The following is a 20182-nucleotide window of genomic DNA, read 5'->3' on the forward strand; positions in this document are numbered from 1 at the left end:
TCGGAATCGTCAAGGCATCGGAGTTTATTAATTGTTGACACAATGACGCAGAATTGTCGCTGCGTGCACATTGCGATTACTTGCAGTGATCGCCGGGTCGGCTGGTTCTGAACCGAACGCTTGTCGGAATAGGATCGCGCCGGTGGAGACGGCGCAGATCCTTCAGCTCGCGTCGCTGCTCACGCTGCCGCAGTTACAGGTCGCCGAGGTGCTGTCCCTGCGCGCGGAGGGCACGCGGCAGCGGGACCTGGCGCGGGCGCTCGGCGTCGCCGCGGACGACCCCGCCCTCGTCGCCGCGCTCGGTGCGCTGCACGCCGCCGGCCTGGCCTGGCCGGACGAGCGGGAGCCGGAGTGGATCCGCACCGTACAGCTGCATCAGGTCCTGGCCAACAGCTACGGGTTCGGGCGCGCGGCCGAGCACGAGATGACGTACCTCCCGCTGGAGCTCCTGCAGCGCGTCGCGTATGAGCTAGGGGCGCCCGTCGGCCGCGACCACCAGCGCCTCGTGCGCGAGATCGGGGCTGTGCTCGCCGACCCCGACCGGGTGCGCGAGCAGTTCCGCCAGGCCCCCGCGGCCGCGCAGGACATCCTGCTGCGCCTGGCCGTCGGCGAGCCGTTCTACTCCGACCCGCAGGACCTGCTCGCGCTGCGTACCAGCCGCCGCGGCACTCCGTTGCGCTGGGCCGTGCACCGCGGGCTGCTCGTTTTCAACGGGTACTACGGCAACGCCGTCGCCATGCCCAGTGAGGTCGGCGCGGCGCTACGTCCGGACTTCCGGGCCCCGTTCGACACCGCCCCACCTGCCCCGCCGTCGATCACGATCGGGACCGCGTCCATCGACCGCGCGGGCGCGGGCGCCGCGCGGGCGGCGCTGGCGTCGGTCGTCACGCTGCTGGAGGAGTGCGGCCGTACGCCGGTGCCGATTCTCAAGGCGGGCGGGATCGGGCTCCGGGAGGTACGAAAGCTGGCTCGTCTCATCGAATCGGACGAGGAGGGCGTGCGATTCTGGCTGACGGTGGCCGGGATGAACGGGCTCATCGGCATCACCGGGGACCGCGTCGCGCCGTCGGCCGAGTTCGACGACTGGCTCAAGCTCGACCCGGCCGAGCAGTTCGGCCGCCTGCTCGACGGCTGGTTCCGGATGCCGGCCGCGCCGCTGCTGCTCGACGGCCGCCCGGCGCTCGTCGGCAGCGAACACGACGAGAACAGCGCGACGCTGCGGGTGACGCTCGCCGCCGTCCTCGCGTCGTTACGCGGCGGGCGCGGCGCGGCCGGGCTGGAGGGGCTCACCGCGATGCTCGCGTACCTGCGCCCGCTCGTGGCCGGCGACGCCGCGGAGGCCGCGCCCATGACCCGGGCCCTGTGGCGCGAGTACGAACTCATGGGCGTCGGCGCGCTCTTCGCCCCCACGTCCCTGTGCCACGCCCTGGCCACCGGCGACCACGCCAAGCTCGAGGCCACCCTGCGCGAGTTTTTACCCCCAGCCCAGGATTCGGTACTCCTACAAAGCGATCTAACCGCCATCGCCACCGGTACGCCGTCCGCCTCCCTCAGCGCCCTGCTCGACCTTGCAGCCGACCGCGAGTCGCGCGGGGGCGGCTCGACCTGGCGCTTCACCGAGTCCTCGGTGCGCCGCGCCTTCGACGCCGGCTCCACCGCCGACGAACTGCTCGCCCACATCCGCGCGGCCGCGGCCGGCGGGCGGGTGCCGCAGCCGCTGGAGTACATGGTGGCCGACCTCGGCCGCAAACACGGCGTCGTGCGCGTCCGCACGGTCGGCTCGGTCCTGCGCAGCGAGGACGTCGCGCTGCTGGGCGAGATCCGCCGGGTGCGCAGCCTGGCCCGGCTGGAGCTGACCGAACTCGCCCCGACAGTGCTGTCCAGTGCCCTGAGCCCCGCCGAGACGCTTGCCGCGCTACGGGCCGCCGGGTACGCGCCCGCCGGCGAAAACCCGGACGGCACCATCGCGTTCGAACGGCCGGCGCGGCACCGGGCGCTACAGCGTGCGGTCGAGGAGCCGGACGACAGCGACGAATAGCGCCACCGGCTCGACGCCGCCGGCCGCCACCACCGCGTTCGAACGGCCCGTGCGTCACCCGCGCGCGACCGTGCGCCACCGCACGCGGCGTGCGCGGGGTGCGCGGGGTGCGCGACCGCGCGTTGCGTCGTGCGGTGCTCGTTTTGAGCGGCCCGCGTGCCACTTGTCCGCGGCCGGGCGTTACAGCGTGCGGTCGAGGAACTGGATGACGGCGCGGGTGAGGGCGACGCGGTGGTCGGAGAAGACGTGGTCGGCCGGTAGCGTCGCCGCCTCGGCGTCGACGGCGGCCGCCAGCGGGTCGTAGTGCAGCTCCGGCCACGCGACGGTGTCGTGCGCGGCCGCGACGAGCAGGACGGGGCGGCCCGCGAGGCGTGGGGCCAGGTTCTTCAGCTGCCACGCCGCGCCGTGGGTGCGCATCTCCTCGTACAGTGCATCGCCGCTGGTGCCGCGCAACGGCAGCGGGTCGCCGGCGAACATGGTGCGGGCTTCGTCGAGTACACCTTGGGAGGCTTGGGAAACGGCGCCGAGGTCGTATGCGGCGAGGGCCGCGACCGCGCGCACCGACGCGTCGCGCGCCGCGGTGTGCAGGGCCGCGAATCCGCCGATGCTGTGCCCGACGACCGCCACACGCGCGGGGTCGAGCGACGGGTCGAGCCCCGGCGCGACCGCGACCGCGCGGGCGGCGTCGGCGAGAACGTTCGACCACGAATAGTCGCCGCCGACGCCCCACGACCCGCGGTAGTGGAACACCAGCGCCGCGTAACCGGCCCGGCGCAGCGCCTGCGCGAGATCGAAGTTGCGCTCGTTGCCGGGGAAGCCGTGCAGCAGGACGACGACCGGATGCGGCCCCGGTCCGGCCGGAACGTGCAGAACCCCCAGCAGCGGTACGCCGCCGCTGTCGAACCGCACCTCCGGCGTGCGGGCGCGCGGGTGGTCGTTCGGGTCCGGATCGTTTTGCCAGCGGTCGTCCATGTGTCTTTTGTACAAGGCGGGATCGCGCCCCCGAGCGGACAATCGGGACATGACCGCGAAACCCGTGAACCTGACCGAGGCACTGCAGTCGTTCACCGAGGTGTACAGCCCGCGGATCGTCGCGCGCATGAACGACTACGACGTGCGGGTAGCCCACACCAAGGGCGAGCACGTCTGGCACACCCACGCCGACACCGACGAGTTCTTCCTCGTCCTGGACGGCCGCTTCGACATCGCCATCCGCGAGCCGGACGGCCACGAGCACACCGTCGTCCTGCACCCGGGCGACACGTGGGTCGTACCACGCGGCACCGAACACAAACCCTCCTCCCCGGGCGGCTCCATCCTCATGTTCGAACCAACCGGCACCCTGACCACCGGCGACGCCGCCGCCGGCGAGATCCCCGCCCACGTCGACAGCACCGCCGGCCACGACCTGGCCTGACCCGCACACGACGCGCCGTCCGCCGGCCCACGGTGCAGGTTCATCACCACGACGCGTGCTTCAACGCAGGCGCCGCGACGACGCGTGCTCCACCGCTACGACGCGCCCTGGACCAGGCGGGTGGCGCGGCTTCGTCGGCTACGACGCGCGCTGCACCGCCGGGCGGCCGCGGGCTTATTGCCATGACGCGTGCTTCACCGGGCGGACGGCGCGGGCTTGTTGCTACGACGCGTGCTCCACCGCTGCAACGCGCCCCGCAGCGGGCGGATGGCGCGGGTTCGTCCTCTACGACGCGCCGTGCACCGGGCGGGCGGCGCGGGCTTGTTGCTACGACGCGCATTCGGTCGGCAGGCGCCGCAGGCTCGTGGCGGCGATGCCCGTCTCGGCAGCCATGGCGTGCCACGGGATGCCGTCCGCGCGCCGGGCCGCGACGTACTCGGCGATCGAGCCGAACCCCAGCCGCTCGGCTGCGCGGCGGGCGCGGTCCTGGGCGTCGTGGCGCTTGCTCGCGTGCGCGACGGGCTCGATCCCGTGGTGGCGCAGCGCGGCCAGCACCGTCCAGCGCGACACGCCCGCGGCCAGGGCGATGGCGGCCACGCTGCGGTGCCGGTCGACGTGCTCGCCCCTGAGAAACGCAAGCACGCTCTTGTACCCGAGGTTCCGCGCGACGGGCGCCAGCCGCGATTCGCCGGGCGGGGGTTTGGCGGGTGACGGGGCGTACCGGTGGACCCAGTCCTTGTGGAGGCCGGCCTCGCGGCTGATCGCGGCCATGCTGAGCCCGTCGCGCACCCGGGCCGCGACGTAGTCCTCGAACGACGCGAACCCGAACCGCGCCGCGACGTCGCCCGCCACCCGCGCGCGGTGCCGCTCGCCGCGCCGCCGGTTCGCTTCCGCGCGGGCGGCCGGGTCGACCTCGGCCAGCGCCGCGAGGGTCTTGGCCCGCCGCTCGGCCGGGTGCGGACGCCCGGTGGCGGCCCGCGCGGCCGCGGCGGTCAGCGCTCCACTGCCGGCCCGCTCCCGCGCGGCGACCCGGGCGAGGCGGATCGCCGGTTCGTTGTGCCGCGCCCCGAAGGCGGAGGAGCGCCGCTTCCTGGTCGCCGGCCCGGTGAGCGGATTGCCCAGCTCCAGCCCGAACGCGCTGAGATAGTCGGCCTTCGTCCAGCCGTGGTACCGCAAGTGCGACGCCACCGACAGGAACCACCGCCCGCACAGGTGGCAGCACACCCGATCGCCGTCAACGGGGAGTTCGCCGATCGGGGCGTGGTACGGCGTCCCGTCCGCCAGCCGTCCGAGCACGTCGCACCTCCCACGCCGTTCGCCGAGGCCGCTGCGTGCGGTGAGCGCCGCACGCCGCACGCCGAGCCCGTCGCGCGCGGTGGAAGCCGCACGCCGGGGCCGTCGCGTGCGGTGGACGCCGCACGCCGTTCGCTGGGGGCCGTCGGCGTGCGGTGAGCGCCGCTCGCCGGGGCCGTTGCGTGCGGTGGACGCCGCACGCCGTTCGCTGGGGGCCGTCGGCGTGCGGTGAGCGCCGCACGCCACACGCCGGGCCGTTGCGTGCGGTGGACTCCGCACGCCGTTCGTTCGACGTTCCGGCGCTGGGGTGAAGACCGCAGGCCGGTAGTCACAGTGAGACTACCCGTCCGGGCGGGTTTAGGCTCCCCTCCGTGTCCACGCCGACGCTCTCGCTGCCCGAGTGGATCGTGCTCACCCTGCTCGACGAGGAGCCGGCCCACGGCTTCGCGGTCGCGGCGCTGACCGCCGAGGACGGCGCGATCGGGCGGGTGTGGCACGTGCCGAGGCCCATCGTGTACCGCGCCGCCGACCGTCTCACCACCGCCGGTCTGGTGCACGTGGCGGGCACCGAAGCCGGCGACCGCGGCCCGCAGCGCTCGATCCTCGGCGCCACCGCCGCGGGCGCGGACGCGGTGGCGGAGTGGCTGGACCGGCCGGTCGGCCACGTGCGCGACCTGCGCTCGGAGTTCCTGGTCAAGCTGGCCCTGCTGACCCGCCGCGCCCGCGCCCTGGACCATCTCGTCGCGGCGCAGCGCGCGGTGATCGCCCCGCTGGAGCCGGCCCTGGCCCGCCGTCGCGCGGACGCGCAGGGCTTCGAGGCGATCCTGGCCGCCTGGCGCCACGAGAATGCCCGCGCCGCCCTGAACTTCCTCGACGACCTCGCCTGACGACCCGGAGCCGAGCCGCGCCGCGCCCGCGCCCCGACCTGAGACGCGCGGACTCGCACGACGTTCGCTCAACGCACACGAAACGCGCTGGGCTCGACGGACCCGCTCGGACGCACGCCGCGGCATGGCTCTCGCGCTCGGACGCGCACCGGGGCCGGCTAACACACGTGGAAACGCGCCACGGCCGCTGGCAGCGCCTCGGACGAACGCCAAAGCACCGCCAAAGCACCGCCAACGCGCGGGAGCGCGCCGATCGCCTCGCCTGACGCGCGCGGGAGCGCGAGGCTCCAGGTGCGCGGACGAACGAGCCACCGGCGCGCCCAGAGGCGGCTACTCCGCCAGGTGCCGCTCGACCGTGGCGATCTTCGCGTCCAGCCGCCCGGTCGGGCCGTCGCGCCAGTCGACCTTGATGACGGTGCTGGTGCGGGGCGCCTTGGCCTTGACCGCTGCCACAGCGGCCTGGACCACGCCCATAACCTCGTCCCACGTCGAGCCCTCGACGGTGGTGAACATCGCCTCGGTACGGTTGGGCAGCCCCGACGCGCGCACGACGCGCACCGCCTCGGCCACCAACGCACCCACATCTTCGCCGACGCCGAGTGGCGTCACACTGAACGCGACAAGCACTGACATGCCTGCGACGCTAGCCTGTGCAATCGTGCGACTGCTGATCACCAACGACGACGGGATCGAGGCGCCGGGGCTGCTCGCGCTGGCGAAGGCGGCGGCCGGGGCCGGGCATCAGGTGCTCGTGGCCGCTCCGCACCGGGAGGCCAGCGGGACCGGGGCCGCGCTCACCGCGGTCACCGACAACGGGCGGCTGCTGCTCGACGCGGTGGAGCTGGACGGCATCGAGGCGTACTCGGTCGCGGCGTCGCCCGCGTACATTGCGGTGCTGGCCGCGCTGGGTGTCTTCGGGGAGCCGCCGGACCTGCTGCTGTCCGGCATCAACCGGGGCGCCAACGCGGGGCATGCGATCCTGCATTCCGGCACCGTCGGCGCCGCCCTCACCGCCGCCAACGAGGGCCTCCGCGCGCTGGCCGTCTCGCTCGACGTGCTCACCTCCCTGCCGGGCGCCGCTACCGTGCAGGAGGCCTTCCGGCAGCGCGACGGCGAGGTTCTGCATTGGGATGTGGCGGGAGCATTGGCGGTACAACTGCTGCCTTGGCTTTTGGAGGCTCCTCCTCGAACCGTGCTCAACCTGAACGTGCCGGATCGGCCCCGGGAGGCGATCCGCGGCGTGCGGCGGGCGGCTCCGGCCCCGTTCGGCCAGGTGCGCATGGCGGTGACGGAGGCGGCGCGGGACTTCGCGCGGATCACGGTCGAGGTGGGGGAGGATTCGCCGCCGCCGGGGTCCGATCTGGCGCTGCTGACCGAAGGCTACGCGACAGTTACGGCGCTGCGCCCGCCGGCCGAGGACCCCGGCCTGATGGAGGCGCTACTCGTTGTGGAGGACCTCGGCGATGGGGAGGCGCGCGGCCGCGCGTGAGGGCAGCAGCGCCCCCAGCACCGCGATCCCCACCCCGGCCAGCGCCATCAGCGCCAGCGCCCCCGGGTCCCAGACGTGGTAGAGCGTCGCCGGGAGGTCGACCTTCGCCGCGCGGCCCACCAGCGGCAGGATCAGCCGGTGCGCGGCCATGCCCAGCGGGATGCCGACCACGCCGCCGGCCAGGCCCAGGGCGGCCATCGACGTCACCATCATGGCCACCACCTGGCGCGGCGTCATGCCGATGGACTTGAGCATGCCGAGGTCGCGGCGGCGTTCGCGGACGTTGAGCAGCACCGTGTTGAACACGGCGAGCGCGGCCACGGTGCCGATCATCAGGGAGAACACGACCGACACGGTGACCACCGAGACGGTGTAGGAGTTGCCGAGGCCCGTGACGGCCGACCACGCGTTGAGGCTCGGGTCGGCCGCGCGCACGGACGCGAGGTACGACTCCACGCTCGTGCCCGGGGTGATCCGGACGTAGTACATGACCTCGTGGTTGACCAGGCGGTACTGCGGCGCCAGGGCGGTGAACACGGACCAGTCGGCGAACATCGCGCCGCCGCCGACCCCGCCGTCCAGGGTGCGGCCGACGATGGTGACGGGGACGTCGCGCCCGTCGTACGTGAGGCGGATCCGGTCGCCGACGCGCAGGCCGAGGTCGTGCAGGCCCTTGGACGACGCGACGACCTCGTCGGGGGCGGCCATCCAGCGGCCCTCGGTGAGCTCCTCGCGGTAGCCGATCGTCGTCGCGTCGCCGCGCAGGAAATCCACGCCGATCGGGGTGCTGTGCCCGGCCACGGCGAGCTCGAGGTCGAGGTTGGCGGTGACGTACACGGTGCCGGGCAGGCCGCGCAGCAGCGACTCCACCTCCGGGTCGGTCCGCGCGGACGCGGCGCCGCCGAACTCCGGGTTGTTCGGCCGGACCTGCACCTGGACCGCGTCCGCGCGGTCCACCGCCGCGCCGTAGCGGATCACCGACGTGGCCAGGCCGCCGGCGAACGTGACGGTGACGACGCCGAGCAGCAGTGCCGCGAGGGTCAGCCCGGTGCGGCCGGGGCGGGCGAACGGCAGGCCGAGGCCGAGGCTCACCGCGCGCGGGAGCCGGGTGCCGGACAGCGCCCGCTGCACCCGCAGCCCCCGCCCGGCCCGCGGGGCCGAGCCGGCGCTGATCGCCTCCGCGGCCGAGAGACGATGCGCGCGGAGGGCGGGCAGGAGCGCGGTGACGGCGACCAGCAGCGGCACGCCGACGACGCCCGTCAGCGGCACCCACAGCCCCGTGTCGACCCGCGCGCCGAAGCCGAGGCCCTGGAACGCGTTGGCGAGCAACGGGCGCGCGGCGAGCGTGCCGAGCGCGGTGCCGGCGAGGGCGCCGGCGACGGCCGGTACCGACACCATGACGAGATAGACGAAGACCACCTGGCGCGGCGTGAACCCGATCGCCTTCAGCACGCCGATGTGCCGGAAGCCCGAAATCACCGCGCCGCTCACCACGTTGGCCACGATCAGCACGGCGACGACCAGGCCCAGCACGCCGAACACGACGAGGAACGGCAGCATGGTGCCCGGCCCGGCGGCGACCGCGTCCTTGCGCGTCAGGTACGACTGCGTCGCGACCAACCCGTCGCGCGGGAGCGTGGCGATCGCGGCGTCGACCTCGGCCCGGTCCGCGGCGTGCCGGAAGCGGTAGAGCACCTGCGCGCCGGTCGGGCCGAGGGTGCGCATCGTCGCGGGGGAGACCCACGCGTCCGCGGTGTCGCCGAGGGTGTACGCGAGGCCGACGATCGTCAGCGCCGGTCGCCCGGGCGCGGTGACGGTGCGGCCGAGCATGTCGGCGCCGAAGTACTGCGCGTCCGCGCGATCGGCCGGCGGCACCGCGCTGACCACGATCTCGCCGGCACCTGTCGCCCAGCGCCCCACCCACACGTCGAGCCGGTCCACGGGCCCGCCCGGATCGGCCCGCCCGACGACGGTCAGTGGCCCGGTCGCCCACACCGGCCCCCCGTCGGCCGGCACGTCCAGGACCAGCTCGGGGAACGGCCCGGCGACCGCCTCCACGCCGGCGGCACTCGTCGCGGGGTCCTGCGCGTCGTACGTCGCGATGACATGCGCCCCCCGCTGCTGCGCGAACGCCCGGTCGAACGGCCGCGCGGACGCGTCGAGCAACCCCAGCGCGACCACGATCGTGGCCGCCGAGAACAGCACCACCAGCCCGATGACCACGGTCTGCAGCCGGCGCCGCCGGATCGCCGCCCGCGCGGCCCGCCACACGGCGCTCATGCCCGCACCCGCCCGTCGGCCAGCTCGACGACGCGGCTCGCGCAGCGCTCGGCCAGCGCCGCGTCGTGGGTCACCAGCAGCAGCGTCTGCCCGATCTGGTTGAGGTCCAGCAGCAGGTCCATCACCTGCTCACCGGCCCGGCTGTCGAGCGCCCCGGTCGGCTCGTCGGCCAGCAGCAGCGCCGGCCGGTTCATCAGCGCCCGCGCGACCGCCACGCGTTGCCGCTCGCCCCCGCTGAGCACGGCCGGATACGCGTTGCGCCGATCGGCGATCCCGAGCTCGTCGAACAGCTCCAGGGCGCGCCGCCGGGCCTGCCGCGCGCGGATGCCCATCAGCTGCGCGGCGAGCGCGACGTTGTCCAGCGCCGAAAGGTCGTCGATGAGATTGAAGAACTGAAACACCATCCCGATCCGACGCCGCCGGAACAGCGCAAGACCGGTCTCACTCAACTGCCCAAGATCCTCATCGTGTACCGCGATGTGCCCCGCCGTAGGCCGGTCCAACCCCGCGATCATGTTCAGCAGCGTCGACTTTCCGCAGCCGGAAGGCCCCATGACCGCGACCGCCTCGCCGGCCTCGATCGTCAGCGACACCCCGTCGAGGGCCGTGGTCCCCCCGAACTCCTTGCGCACCCCGTCCAGCCGCACCACCGTCGTCATGGTCCAAAAACTATGGCTCCGGTACCGCACGCCGCGTCCGCTCCCCGATGCAACCCGCCACCCGGGGTCATCCTGCGGATGTACGCCGCTGCTTCCGTGGCCCGATGCGCGCGGACGCCCGGGTCTGGCATCGTGACCAGGGTGACCGTGCTCGTCGCTGCCCTGCTCGCGGCGTTGCTGCTCGCGCTCGGCCTGGCGGCGTTCTTCGCCGTCGCCGCCGCCCGCGCGCGACGTCGCCACGACCAGGCGCTGGGGGAGCGCGGCTGGCTGCTGGAACGCGAACGCCAGCAGGCGGCCAGCGGCGCCGTCGCGGCCGAGCGCGCCCGCATCGCCCGCGAGCTGCACGACATCGTCAGCCACAACGTGAGCGTGATGGTCGTCCAGGCCGGCGCCGCCCGCGAGGTCCTGGCCCTGTCGCCTAGTGCGGTCCCGCCCGACGTCGCCGCCGCCCTGGCCGCCGTCGAGGGCGCCGGCCGCGACGCCCTCAAGGAGCTGCGCCACCTGCTGGGCCTGCTCGCCCCGGCCGCCGACGGCGCGGACGCGGCCGACGACGACTTCGCGCCCCAGCCGGGCCTGGACGGCCTGAGCCGCCTCGTGGACCGCATCGCCTTCGCCGGCCTGCCGGTCGACGTGTTCATCAGCGGCGACCCGAAGCCCTTGCCGGCCGGGATCGACACCACGGCGTACCGCATCATCCAGGAGGCCCTCACCAACGCCCTCAAGCACGCGCAGGCGGCCCGCGCGGAGGTGTCGGTGCGGTACACGGAGCGCTCCCTGCGCATCGAGATCCTCGACAGCGGCGGCCCGGACCGCCCCCGCCCGCCCGCCGGCACCGGACGCGGCCTGCTCGGCCTGCGCCAGCGCGTCACCGTCTACGGCGGCGACTTCGACGCCCGCCGCCGCTTCGGCGGCGGCTTCCGCGTCCGTGCGCGCATCCCGCTGGACGCGCCATGAACTCCCCACGGGTCCTCATCGCCGACGACCAGTCGCTGGTGCGCACCGGCTTCCGCATGATCCTCAACGCGCGCGGCGTCGACGTCGTGGGCGAGGCCGCGGACGGCGTCGAGGCGGTGGCCGCCGCGACCCGCCTGCGCCCGGACGTCATCTTGATGGACATCCGCATGCCCAACCTCGACGGCCTGGCCGCCACGCGACAGGTCGTCGCGCGGCTGCCCGACTGCCGCGTCATCATGCTGACGACGTTCGACCTGGACCGCTACGTGTACGCCGCGCTGGCCGCCGGCGCGAGCGGCTTCCTGCTCAAGGACGTGACCCCGGAGCACCTGGCGAACGCGGTACGCCTCGTCGGCACCGGCGACGCCCTCCTCGCCCCGTCGATCACCCGCCGCCTGGTCGAGCGCTTCGCCGCCGAGTCCGCGCCCGCGCCCCTGCACCGCGACCTGACCCCGCTCACCCCGCGCGAGCTCGAGGTGCTGACCCTGATGGGCCAGGGCCTGTCGAATGCGGAGCTGGCCGCGGCCCTGACCCTCAGCGAGGCCACCGTGAAGACCCACGTCGCCCGCATCTTCACCAAGCTCGAACTGCGCGACCGCGCGCAGGCGGTCGTGCTCGCGTACGAAACCGGCCTGGTCCGTCCCGCAAGCCCCTAACCCTGCTCGGCGCGCAGCATCCGGGTCAGCGCCCGCAGCCCCTTGACCAGGTCCTGGTGGTCGCTGATCCCGTCGACCGCCGCCTCCAGCCGCCGCGCGGTCGCGTCGATCGTCGTCTGCAGCGCGTCGACCTGCCGCTGTGTGGCCTTCGCGAGCTCCTGCAGCTCCGCCACGTCCCGCCGCAGCGTCACCACGTCCTCGCGCGGATGCGTGACCTCACGGCTCATGACGGCGATCCGCTGCCGATGATGCGCGAAGTACGCCCCGGCCGGCCGCAGCAACGTCGTGAGCAGGAAGAACCCGGCCACGTAGTACCCGGCGACGTTCCCGGTCACCAGCCCGGCCACCGCGGCGACGGCGGACGTCGCGACGTGCCCCCCGACCGCGAACCACAACATCCGCCGCGCGATCAGATTCGCCTCGTCCTCGTACCCCTCCTTGACCGGAATCCCGCGCTCCCGCGACACCGCGGCGTCGAACACGACCCGCCGCGCCCCGAAGTACAGGTTCCACGGCGCCGACACGAGCACGACCGTCCACGTGAGCGCCGCGAACGCCGCCCCGACCGTCCACAACAGCTCGGACGTGACCCCGGCGAGCCGCCCGAGCCACGCGAACACCAACACCGTCGCGGCCCCGACGACCACGACGAACCACCACTTGGTCCCACGCATACGTTCAGGGTCGCCGCCCCGGGCCGCTTTGAAATCCGTCGCCGTACTCAGCTCGGTGTGAGTACAGTCGGCGTCCGTGGAAGATTTGCCGATCGCCCAATTCGGATTCCCCGGCCCGCTGCGGGACCGCCTCGTCGCCGCCATCCTCGACGGCACCAAGACGACCACGACGGGCCTCCTGCAGGATTACGAGCTCGACGAGGAACCGCTCCCGCAGGTCGGCCGCCGCTCGGCCGTCGTCGATTCCCATGACCGGCGGGTCGCGGTCATCGAACTGACCGCGGTCAGCATCGCGAGATTGGGCGACGTCGACGTGCAGCACGCAATCGACGAGGGCGAGGGCGACACGACGGTCGCCGAGTGGCGCACCACCCACGAACACTTCTGGCACGGCCCCGACTACCGCGGCTGGCTAGGCAACGATCAGTTCACGGTGGACGATGACACTTTGGCGGTACTGCAACGCTTCCGCCGCATCAGCTAGCCGCCTCAGACCCCGGCGGCGGCGCCCCTGAAGGTGACCGCCTCGGCAGCGGCGTCGGCCAATGCGGGTACGACATCCACGTCGAGCCCCGAAATCGTGATCCGGATCGCGGGCGGCGTGGCGATCCGATACAACGCGCCCGGCGCCACCGCGAATCCGGCCTCCCGCAACCGCGCCACCGCCGTCGTCTCTTCGGGCACCGAAACCCACACATTCAACCCCGTCCGCCCGGTCACGGTCAGCCCCCGTTCCCGGAGCGCACGCACAAGAGCCGAACGCCGCCTCTCGTACTCCGCACGCGCGCGCGAAACCGCCTCTCCCACAACGGGATCGCCCCACAGATCGGCGACCACCCGCTGCAGAATGAGCGAGACCCACCCGGTCCCGAGCCGCTGCCGCCCCGTGAGCCGGCCAATGCTGGTCGCGTCTCCGGCGACGACGGCGAGCCGCAGATCGGGCCCGTACGGCTTGCTGGCGGAGCGGACGAAACCCCAGGATCGGGTCGCCCCGGCGAGCGGGTGAAGCCCCTCGACCGACAATTCCGCCGCGTGATCGTCCTCGATGACGAGTGCGTCGGAATGCCGTACAAGAACGGACTTGAGCTCCTCGGCCCGGTCGGCGGTGACGCTGGCCCCGGTCGGATTGTGCGCCCGGCTGGTCACCACGAAGGCCCGAGCCCCACCCTTCAATGCCTCCTCGAGCCGCGCCGGGTCGGGCCCGGCCTCGTCGACGGCCACCGGAACGGCCCGCAACCCGAGCGCGGCAACGAGATCGAGCAGGTTCGCCCACCCCGGATCCTCGACGGCCACCCGATCCCCTGGCAGGAGGTGCGCGTTGAGCAGCCGCTCCACCCCGTCGAGGGCACCCCCGACGATCGCCAGCTCACTGCCGTCAACCCCGTCCCGGGCCAGCGAGGCCTGAGCGGCGGTGCGCAGCGGCGGGTACCCCTCGGACGCGTACCCGGTCGGCCAGGAGTCCGCCGCCGCCCGCGCGAGGGCCGGCCCGATGTCGGGCAGCAGCCGCGGATCGGGCCCCCCGGTGGCAAGATCGAGCACCCCGGCAGGCACCTGGACCCGGAACTGCCCCCGAGCCGGCGCCACGGCGGGCCGAGGCCGGATCCGCGTCCCCTGCCGCCCGGCCGACTCGGCAATCCCACGCTGCCGAAGCGCCTGATAGGCGGCGGCAACCGTGGCGGGACTGACACCGAGCTGTACCGCTGCGGCTCGAATCGGCGGAAGTGCATCCCCGGCCTGCAGCGCCCCGGAACGCACCCCCGCCTCCACGGCCGCGGAGATCTCGTTCGCGGTCCGCCCAGCCAACCCAAACCCGGTGCTCACGCCCCCGACTCTAGGCCGAGCTTGCATCCGGTACCCAGGTACAGCCTTACTGTCGTCTGGAAGGAAAGGCGGCACCGTGAACCCACCCCTCCGAACCGGCGAACTGGCCGAACGAGCCGGCGTCAACATCCAGACTCTGCGGTACTACGAACGCCGCGGCCTGCTCGCGGAGCCGGACCGCTCGCTGGGCGGCCACCGCCTGTACCCGGCCGACACGGTGGCGGTGCTGCACGTCATCAAGGCGGCGCAACGCTTGGGCTTCACCCTGGACGAGGTGGCGGAGCTGCTGGACGCCGGCCGCCGCCACCCAACCCCGGACCTGCGCGACCGCGCGATCGCAAAGATCGCCGAGGTGGACGCCAAGATCGCCGACCTGATGGCGATCCGCAACACGCTGACCGAGGTGGTCGACGCGCGCTGCGACAGCCTCACCAACTGCACCTGCGAAGACTGTCCCCTCCCATTCCTGACGATCGGTGGACCGCCCGCATGAACGAGCTTCCAAAACGCAGCAAGATCACCGGTACCCTCGCCGCCCTCGCCTGCGCCGCCTGCTGCGCCCTGCCCCTGCTCATAACCGCCGGCGTCCTGACCACCGCGGGCGCCGCGATAGCCGAGAAAACCCTGCTGGCCGTATCCGCCGGCCTGGCCGCGGCCGCTGCCGCCATGTGGTGGCAGCACCGCCGCCGAACCGCGGCCGCCTCCTCCTGCTCCTGCGGCGGCTGCTGACCGTCCGCGCGGTGTGTGCTGCGATGACACCATGACGATCATCCGGTCCATAGCCCTGTTCGTCCTGGCCGCCCTGGCGGAGATCGGCGGCGCCTGGCTGATCTGGCAGGGCGTACGCGAACACAAGGGCCTGCTGTGGATCGGCGCTGGGGTGGCCGCCCTGGGCGCGTACGGCTTCGTCGCCACCCTCCAGCCGGACGCCAACTTCGGCCGCATCCTCGCCGCGTACGGCGGCATCTTCGTGGCCGGCTCCCTGGCGTGGGCCATGGTCGTAGACAAGTTCCGGCCTGATCGGTTCGACTACATCGGCGCGGCAATCTGCCTGGTGGGCGTCGCCGTCATCATGTACGCGCCGCGCTCGTAACGCGTTCACACCCGCTTGTAGTGTGTCGGATGGACACGTCGGAATGCTTGAAACCCCGACGGTGGTCACCACGGCAACTAGTCGTGGCCAAGGCACAGAGCGTCGCCAGGCTCAAATCATTGCTTTTCCCTCTTGGAGAATTAAGGTTTGTGGCTCTTTGTTCTTTTGACTCGCGCCTGGGGGACCGCCGGTTGCCGGGTGCGCCGGTGCGGAGTTGGCTCTGATCAGGGATTTTGCCGCTGCGGGGTTCTCGGTCGCCGGCGGTTGAATGAGCTGCCGGTCGAAAGAACGAAGGGCGACAAGCTTAAATTTTCAGGGGAGGAAGAACAATGATTTGAGCCTGGCGACGCTCTGTGCCTTGGCCACGACTAGTTGCCGGAGTGGTCACCGTCGGAGGTTTCAAGCATTCCCGCGACTGCGGCCGGCACTTTACAAGTTGGACGCCGCACGGTGCGTCAACCCCTAGCCTCCAACCCCGCTGCAGATCGAAAGTCCCGGACCGCGCAGATCGAAAGTCTGAGGCCGCGCAGATCGAAAGTCTACGGCCGCGCAGATCGAAAGTTCCTAGGTATGATAAGTCATGCCCGAGGCCCGTCTGATCCCTCGCCGCGCTGCTGCACAGGTGAACGCCGCGCTGGCCGACACCCGCGTGGTGCTGGTCAGCGGTGCACGCCAAGCGGGCAAGAGCACCCTTGTACGCCTCGTCGCCGGAGACCGGCTCGCGGAGCGCCGCGACCTCGACCGAGCTCAGGACCGCGCCGCCGCGCTCGCCGACCCGGTCGGATTCGTCGACTCGCCCGAGTTACTGGTCATCGACGAGATCCAGCGCGATCCCGAGCTGCTGCTGGCAATCAAGGCTGCCGTTGACGAAGACCCCCGCCCCGGACGGTTCCTGCTCACCGGGTCGTCGCGGCTGTTCGGCATGGTCGCTGCACCGGACGCGCTACCGGGCCGGATGGAAACGGTCGAACTCTGGCCCTTCTCACAAGGGGAACTGACCGGGGAACCCGACGGATTCATCGATGCCATCTTCACCAGCGGTCCGGACCTGCGGCACGAATCGCAGGTGACCCGGGCCGATTACGCGGCCAGAGTTGTGCGAGGCGGCTTGCCCGAAGCCACAGTCCGAGACGACCCACGGCGGCGCCAACGGTTTTTCGACGCGTACGTCCAGGCGCTCATCGACCGTGATGTCCGGCAACTGTCCGAGATCCAGCACAAAGGCGACCTTCGGAAGCTGGTGCGCCTGCTCGCCGCCAGATCCGCGACCCTCATCGCGGCGAACTCACTCGAATCCGCCCTCGGAGTGAGCCGGCCGACGATCGCCAGGTACCTCCAGGCCCTGGAGGAAATCTTCCTCGTAAAACGGATCCCCGGCTGGTCCCGCAACCTCGGCACCCGAGCCACCGCAACCCCAAAGATGATCTTCGTTGACTCAGGAATCGCCGCCAACGAGGTCGCGACCGACGCCCGGGCGCTGCTACGGCCGGGAGCGCCATTCGGCCCTCTGCTCGAATCATTCGTCCTTTCCGAACTGTCTCGCCAGCTCACCTGGTCCGAGCAGCGAGCCGACCTGTCCCACTACCGCGACCAGGGCCGGTACGAGGTCGACGCAGTGCTCGAGAACAGATCCGGACACGTGGTCGGCATCGAAGTCAAAGCGGCCACCACAGTGGGACCCGACGACTTCCGCGGACTGCGCCGCCTCGCCGACCGCCTAGGCGACGACTTCATCGCCGGCATCGTCCTCTACACGGGCACGTCGACCCTGCCTTTCGGCAACAAGCTCCGCGCCATGCCAGTAAGTGCCCTATGGCAAGTGCCTCCCCCGCCAGCAACCTGAAACCGCGACCGAGCGACAGCCTCACCAACTGCACCTGCGAAGACTGCCCACTGCCATTCCTGACGATCGGTGGACCGCCCGCATGAACCAGCCCCTGCCGACCCCGACTCTTCGCCCTCCCGCACCTCCTATGCGCAGCAAGGTCACGGGCGTACTGGCCGCCGTCGCCTGCGCCGCGTGCTGTGCGTTGCCGTTGCTGATAGCCGCTGGCGTCCTGACCATCGCGGGCGCCGCAGTGGCCCAGAAGACCTTGCTGGCCGTGTCCGCGGGCTTGGCGGTGGCCGCCCTGACCATGTGGTGGCTGCACCGCCGCCGGACCGCCCCGGCTCCAACGTGCGGCTGCGGCGGTTCGGGCTGCGGCTGCTGACCACTTTGGCGGGCTTGCCGCTCAGTCCGTGTGCTGCGATGACCTCATGACGATCATCCGATCCATAGCCCTGTTCGTCCTGGCGGCGCTGGCCGAGATCGGCGGCGCCTGGCTGATCTGGCAGGGCGTACGCGAACACAAGGGCCTACTGTGGATCGGCGCCGGCGTGGCGGCCTTGGGCGCATACGGCTTCGCGGCAACCCTCCAACCGGACGCCAACTTCGGCCGCATCCTCGCCGCGTACGGCGGCATCTTCGTAGCCGGCTCCCTGGCGTGGGCCATGGCCGTCGACAAGTTCCGCCCCGACCGCTTCGACTACCTCGGCGCCGCAATCTGCCTGGTGGGCGTGGCAGTCATCATGTACGCGCCGCGCTCCTGATTCCCCCGGACTTCGATCTGGCGCAAGCTCCTGCCGTTCGGCCGCGCCTCGTAAAAGGCACGTCGCCGGCGCCGCCCCGCCGGGTCAGTTTTAACTCCGACGGTGATCTCACCGGCCACGAGTCGTGGCCAAGGCACCGTATTCGGTCAGGATCAAATCATTGTTTTCCTCCCTTAGAGATAAAAGCTTGTCGCTCTTCGCTTTTCGACTCGCGCTCGGTGGGACTGTCCCGGCGCTGGGCGCGCTCGTCGCCCAATGCGTGCTCGGTAGGACCTCTGCCTGCCAGGCGCGGCACGGCGGAGCCACGGATCCGTCCGCAACTGTTCAGAACCGTGCCGTCCAAGCGGGCGATGATCTTTTGAACAACCACGACCACCGCGTTGTGCTTCGGGTTGCAGCCATTGCGTAGCAAGGCGCGTTGCGCCAAACAGTATTTCGCTCAGAGGGTGTGCTACTGATGAACTTGGTTCGGCCCCAAGGTTTGGATCGTCCTCTGCTGGCTGCCGGTCAAGGACCGGTTAGAAGAGGCCGTAGCGCCTCCCGAATTATGGACATCGGGCTTGACGGTACCTGGGACGTTGAGGCTTCCGGTCGGTGAAACGCCTGGCGTATGCAGGCAGGAGCTGCATCCGGCCGCTGGGGCTTGGGAAAGGATCGGGACCGGGCGGGCGATCGCACCCAATAATGGCCGGTGACCGCCGGACATGATGCAGCCCTGGACTGGCACATCAAGGAGCTCGGGACGGCGCCGGACGGCCGGCTGTTCACGGGGAGCGCAACGCCGGCGAGCTGCCGAGAGGGACCATCAACCGGACGTGGCGGGAAGCGCGGATGGCCGCCTTCACGCCGGAAGTCGTGGCGTCGCCGCTGGCCGCCACGCCGTACGACCTGCGGCACGTGGCGGTGTCGACGTGGCTCAACGGGGGAGTGCCGGCCGCGCAGGTTGCCGAGTGGGCTGGCCACTCAGTGGAGGTGCTGCTCAAGATCTACGCCAAGTGCCAAGACGGGGGAGCGCAGCAACTACGCCGGCGGATCACGGACGCGCTCGGGTATCCGCACTGACCTGGCAACGTTCAGCTTGCCGAACAAGAGGCTGATCCGGAGCCAACGCCGGGTTGTAACGAATATCGAGTGAGCCCCTTGACCCCGAAGTTGGTCAAGGGGCTCACCCTTGCTGGAGGACCCCTGAGGGCTCAATATCGAGTCTTCTTCAATACTTCCCGGGCTTGAGAGATCAGCTCTTGGAGTTCACGGCTAGCGGCAACGGATTGCACATCAATGGTTTGGTCTACCACCTGATCAAGCTTGTCGGCCGCTTCCCCGATCCTTCTGATGAGCGCGGCCAATGATGATTCGTCGAACCCTGTAGTATCCGCGTCGTTCGGCAGGGCCTTCCGTGCGCGCAGGACGGCATCAAAGCTCAGCGCGAAGTCATCCCTGAGGTTCGACATGGCCGGCCGCCGGGAAAATCGGTGAGCCGCGTTGACATAGGCATCGGCCCGTCGCAAGTACTCGCGAACCGCGTTGCGTGATTCCGCCGTTTCTTCCTGCTCGCGACGTTGCTGCTCCGCGACGTGTTGCTCCCAAGCCAGGGCCAGTTGTTCCTCGGCAGCTTTGGCCTGCCGCTTTGCGCTATTGGCGGCACTTCCTGCATGGACCGCTTGCCATGCCGAGACGCCCGCGGCGAGCACCGCGACCCCCGCCGCCGTCCACGCCGCGGCAACTGCTCCATCCATAGACGGATTCTGTCGCATCGGGACAACACTCGAAGGCCAGGCATCCGCAGCTGTCAAGGCATGGGGCGGGCCATGTAGCGGTTCGATTCGGCTCAACGCGGAGTGCCGGCCACGCAGTTGCCGAGTGGGCCCGAGGCACTCGGGGGAGGTGCTGCCGAAAGATATTCGCGTAGTGCCTCGATGGGAGGCAGCGGCTACGCCAGCGCATCACGGGCGCCTTGGGGTCCTGAGGGCTGCGGCAAACTTGGCCGCGTATTTGCCGTGACTGGCCGATCCTGGCCGTGAAAACCCGGTGGCAGCCGTACATACGAGCGAAGCCCTTGACCGCGTAATCGCTGGTCAAGGGCTTCGTTTTGGCTGGTCAGTGGTGGTGCCCCCGGCAGGATTCGAACCTGCGCCCCCGCCTCCGGAGAGAAGCGCAGTCGCTGGTCGACGCGTGACGTCTGAGCAGCCACAACACTATGGTCGGGCGAACGCGAGCAGTGAACTTCGGGGCGTATTTGGGGCGACTGCTGCAGCGTCCGGCCGTCGAGCCACTGGCTACCTCCGGGCCCGTGGCGCGTACGCGTGCGCTTCAGGGAGCCCCAACGGCCTAA

General features: G+C 71.4%; 22 protein-coding genes. 14 read left to right on the plus strand and 8 right to left on the minus strand.

From position 1 onward, the window contains the following. Positions 1-142 precede the first annotated feature (142 nt). On the plus strand, positions 143-2038 hold the full coding sequence (locus ACQP00_RS06105) for a helicase-associated domain-containing protein (protein WP_433215569.1): 1896 nt from the start codon (positions 143-145) through the stop codon (positions 2036-2038). Positions 2039-2218: 180 nt separating this feature from the next. On the opposite strand, the gene ACQP00_RS06110 is transcribed toward ACQP00_RS06105, so the two are convergent. After that, the gene (locus tag ACQP00_RS06110) at positions 2219-3010 is read right to left on the minus strand and encodes an alpha/beta hydrolase family protein (RefSeq protein ID WP_433215572.1); all 792 of its coding nucleotides are present in this window, start codon (positions 3008-3010) and stop codon (positions 2219-2221) included. Positions 3011-3059: 49 nt separating this feature from the next. Here ACQP00_RS06110 and ACQP00_RS06115 point away from each other — a divergent pair, with 49 nt between their 5' ends. After that, positions 3060-3455, plus strand: coding sequence for a cupin domain-containing protein (locus ACQP00_RS06115; protein WP_433215575.1), 396 nt, complete (start codon positions 3060-3062; stop codon positions 3453-3455). A gap of 327 nt (positions 3456-3782) precedes the next feature. On the opposite strand, the gene ACQP00_RS06120 is transcribed toward ACQP00_RS06115, so the two are convergent. Next, positions 3783-4751, minus strand: a complete 969-nt coding sequence (locus ACQP00_RS06120) for a MucR family transcriptional regulator (RefSeq protein ID WP_433215577.1) — start codon at positions 4749-4751, stop codon at positions 3783-3785. Positions 4752-5119: 368 nt separating this feature from the next. On the opposite strand from ACQP00_RS06120, the gene ACQP00_RS06125 reads away from it, so the two are divergent. Beyond that, positions 5120-5635 (plus strand): hypothetical protein, encoded by a 516-nt coding sequence (locus ACQP00_RS06125; protein WP_433215580.1) that lies wholly within the window; start codon positions 5120-5122, stop codon positions 5633-5635. A gap of 330 nt (positions 5636-5965) precedes the next feature. Here ACQP00_RS06125 and ACQP00_RS06130 read toward each other — a convergent pair whose 3' ends face one another. Further along, a complete protein-coding gene (locus tag ACQP00_RS06130) occupies positions 5966-6268 on the minus strand; it encodes an MTH1187 family thiamine-binding protein (protein WP_433215583.1) in 303 nt (100 codons plus the stop codon). A 25-nt stretch (positions 6269-6293) separates the two neighbouring features. Here ACQP00_RS06130 and surE point away from each other — a divergent pair, with 25 nt between their 5' ends. Next, positions 6294-7124, plus strand: a complete 831-nt coding sequence (gene surE, locus ACQP00_RS06135) for a 5'/3'-nucleotidase SurE (RefSeq protein WP_433215586.1) — start codon at positions 6294-6296, stop codon at positions 7122-7124. On the opposite strand, the gene ACQP00_RS06140 is transcribed toward surE, so the two are convergent. Both ACQP00_RS06140 and ACQP00_RS06145 read right to left on the minus strand, forming a co-directional pair. Beyond that, positions 7074-9404, minus strand: coding sequence for an FtsX-like permease family protein (locus ACQP00_RS06140; protein ID WP_433215589.1), 2331 nt, complete (start codon positions 9402-9404; stop codon positions 7074-7076). The genes surE and ACQP00_RS06140 overlap by 51 nt on opposite strands. Then, positions 9401-10063 (minus strand): ABC transporter ATP-binding protein, encoded by a 663-nt coding sequence (locus ACQP00_RS06145; protein ID WP_433215592.1) that lies wholly within the window; start codon positions 10061-10063, stop codon positions 9401-9403. The genes ACQP00_RS06140 and ACQP00_RS06145 overlap by 4 nt, the downstream gene beginning before the upstream one ends. Before the next feature lie 147 nt (positions 10064-10210). On the opposite strand from ACQP00_RS06145, the gene ACQP00_RS06150 reads away from it, so the two are divergent. Together ACQP00_RS06150 and ACQP00_RS06155 are read left to right on the plus strand one after the other, a co-directional pair. Next, the gene (locus tag ACQP00_RS06150; protein WP_433223727.1) at positions 10211-11017 is read left to right on the plus strand and encodes a sensor histidine kinase; all 807 of its coding nucleotides are present in this window, start codon (positions 10211-10213) and stop codon (positions 11015-11017) included. Beyond that, positions 11014-11673, plus strand: coding sequence for a response regulator (locus tag ACQP00_RS06155; RefSeq protein WP_433215595.1), 660 nt, complete (start codon positions 11014-11016; stop codon positions 11671-11673). The genes ACQP00_RS06150 and ACQP00_RS06155 overlap by 4 nt, the downstream gene beginning before the upstream one ends. Here ACQP00_RS06155 and ACQP00_RS06160 read toward each other — a convergent pair. Then, complete coding sequence (locus tag ACQP00_RS06160) at positions 11670-12347, minus strand: hypothetical protein (protein ID WP_433215598.1); 678 nt, start codon at positions 12345-12347, stop codon at positions 11670-11672. The genes ACQP00_RS06155 and ACQP00_RS06160 overlap by 4 nt on opposite strands. Positions 12348-12423: 76 nt before the next feature. Here ACQP00_RS06160 and ACQP00_RS06165 point away from each other — a divergent pair, with 76 nt between their 5' ends. Further along, a complete protein-coding gene (locus ACQP00_RS06165; protein ID WP_433215601.1) occupies positions 12424-12831 on the plus strand; it encodes an ASCH domain-containing protein in 408 nt (135 codons plus the stop codon). A gap of 5 nt (positions 12832-12836) precedes the next feature. On the opposite strand, the gene ACQP00_RS06170 is transcribed toward ACQP00_RS06165, so the two are convergent. Further along, entirely contained in the window at positions 12837-14168 is a 1332-nt protein-coding gene (locus ACQP00_RS06170; RefSeq protein ID WP_433215604.1) for an aminotransferase class I/II-fold pyridoxal phosphate-dependent enzyme, read from the minus strand. A 76-nt stretch (positions 14169-14244) separates the two neighbouring features. On the opposite strand from ACQP00_RS06170, the gene ACQP00_RS06175 reads away from it, so the two are divergent. The 7 genes from ACQP00_RS06175 (at position 14245) to ACQP00_RS06205 (ending at position 18912) form a co-directional block, all read left to right on the plus strand. Continuing rightward, entirely contained in the window at positions 14245-14661 is a 417-nt protein-coding gene (locus ACQP00_RS06175) for a MerR family transcriptional regulator (RefSeq protein WP_433215607.1), read from the plus strand. Then, complete coding sequence (locus ACQP00_RS06180) at positions 14658-14897, plus strand: hypothetical protein (RefSeq protein ID WP_433215610.1); 240 nt, start codon at positions 14658-14660, stop codon at positions 14895-14897. The genes ACQP00_RS06175 and ACQP00_RS06180 overlap by 4 nt, the downstream gene beginning before the upstream one ends. 31 nt (positions 14898-14928) lie before the next feature. Continuing rightward, positions 14929-15261 carry a YnfA family protein gene (locus ACQP00_RS06185; RefSeq protein ID WP_433215613.1) on the plus strand — a complete coding sequence of 111 codons (333 nt, stop codon included), beginning with the start codon at positions 14929-14931 and terminating at the stop codon, positions 15259-15261. 580 nt (positions 15262-15841) lie between these two features. Then, positions 15842-17104: an ATP-binding protein gene (locus ACQP00_RS06190; protein ID WP_433215616.1), complete on the plus strand. Its 1263-nt coding sequence runs from the start codon at positions 15842-15844 to the stop codon at positions 17102-17104. Between the two features lie 130 nt (positions 17105-17234). Next, on the plus strand, positions 17235-17471 hold the full coding sequence (locus ACQP00_RS06195) for a hypothetical protein (RefSeq protein ID WP_433215619.1): 237 nt from the start codon (positions 17235-17237) through the stop codon (positions 17469-17471). Between the two features lie 46 nt (positions 17472-17517). Further along, on the plus strand, positions 17518-17850 hold the full coding sequence (locus ACQP00_RS06200; protein WP_433215622.1) for a YnfA family protein: 333 nt from the start codon (positions 17518-17520) through the stop codon (positions 17848-17850). An 831-nt stretch (positions 17851-18681) separates the two neighbouring features. Further along, the gene (locus ACQP00_RS06205) at positions 18682-18912 is read left to right on the plus strand and encodes a hypothetical protein (RefSeq protein ID WP_433215625.1); all 231 of its coding nucleotides are present in this window, start codon (positions 18682-18684) and stop codon (positions 18910-18912) included. A 131-nt stretch (positions 18913-19043) separates the two neighbouring features. Here ACQP00_RS06205 and ACQP00_RS06210 read toward each other — a convergent pair whose 3' ends face one another. Then, positions 19044-19586, minus strand: a complete 543-nt coding sequence (locus tag ACQP00_RS06210; RefSeq protein WP_433215628.1) for a hypothetical protein — start codon at positions 19584-19586, stop codon at positions 19044-19046. Positions 19587-20182 lie beyond the last annotated feature (596 nt).

Source organism: Dactylosporangium sp. CS-047395 (assembly GCF_050942185.1).
Classification (GTDB): domain Bacteria; phylum Actinomycetota; class Actinomycetes; order Mycobacteriales; family Micromonosporaceae; genus Dactylosporangium.

Excerpts from the sequence above, each read along its gene's own strand:
- ACQP00_RS06130 (WP_433215583.1), bottom strand. The coding sequence starts at position 6,268 with ATGTCAGTGCTTGTCGCGTTCAGTGTGACGCCACTCGGCGTCGGCGAA.
- ACQP00_RS06110 (WP_433215572.1), bottom strand. The coding sequence starts at position 3,010 with ATGGACGACCGCTGGCAAAACGATCCGGACCCGAACGACCACCCGCGC.
- ACQP00_RS06210 (WP_433215628.1), bottom strand. The coding sequence starts at position 19,586 with ATGGATGGAGCAGTTGCCGCGGCGTGGACGGCGGCGGGGGTCGCGGTG.
- ACQP00_RS06180 (WP_433215610.1), top strand. The coding sequence starts at position 14,658 with ATGAACGAGCTTCCAAAACGCAGCAAGATCACCGGTACCCTCGCCGCC.
- ACQP00_RS06145 (WP_433215592.1), bottom strand. The coding sequence starts at position 10,063 with ATGACGACGGTGGTGCGGCTGGACGGGGTGCGCAAGGAGTTCGGGGGG.
- ACQP00_RS06140 (WP_433215589.1), bottom strand. The coding sequence starts at position 9,404 with ATGAGCGCCGTGTGGCGGGCCGCGCGGGCGGCGATCCGGCGGCGCCGG.
- ACQP00_RS06200 (WP_433215622.1), top strand. The coding sequence starts at position 17,518 with ATGACGATCATCCGATCCATAGCCCTGTTCGTCCTGGCGGCGCTGGCC.
- ACQP00_RS06195 (WP_433215619.1), top strand. The coding sequence starts at position 17,235 with ATGCGCAGCAAGGTCACGGGCGTACTGGCCGCCGTCGCCTGCGCCGCG.
- ACQP00_RS06155 (WP_433215595.1), top strand. The coding sequence starts at position 11,014 with ATGAACTCCCCACGGGTCCTCATCGCCGACGACCAGTCGCTGGTGCGC.
- ACQP00_RS06190 (WP_433215616.1), top strand. The coding sequence starts at position 15,842 with ATGCCCGAGGCCCGTCTGATCCCTCGCCGCGCTGCTGCACAGGTGAAC.
- ACQP00_RS06160 (WP_433215598.1), bottom strand. The coding sequence starts at position 12,347 with ATGCGTGGGACCAAGTGGTGGTTCGTCGTGGTCGTCGGGGCCGCGACG.
- ACQP00_RS06185 (WP_433215613.1), top strand. The coding sequence starts at position 14,929 with ATGACGATCATCCGGTCCATAGCCCTGTTCGTCCTGGCCGCCCTGGCG.
- ACQP00_RS06115 (WP_433215575.1), top strand. The coding sequence starts at position 3,060 with ATGACCGCGAAACCCGTGAACCTGACCGAGGCACTGCAGTCGTTCACC.
- ACQP00_RS06205 (WP_433215625.1), top strand. The coding sequence starts at position 18,682 with ATGGCCGCCTTCACGCCGGAAGTCGTGGCGTCGCCGCTGGCCGCCACG.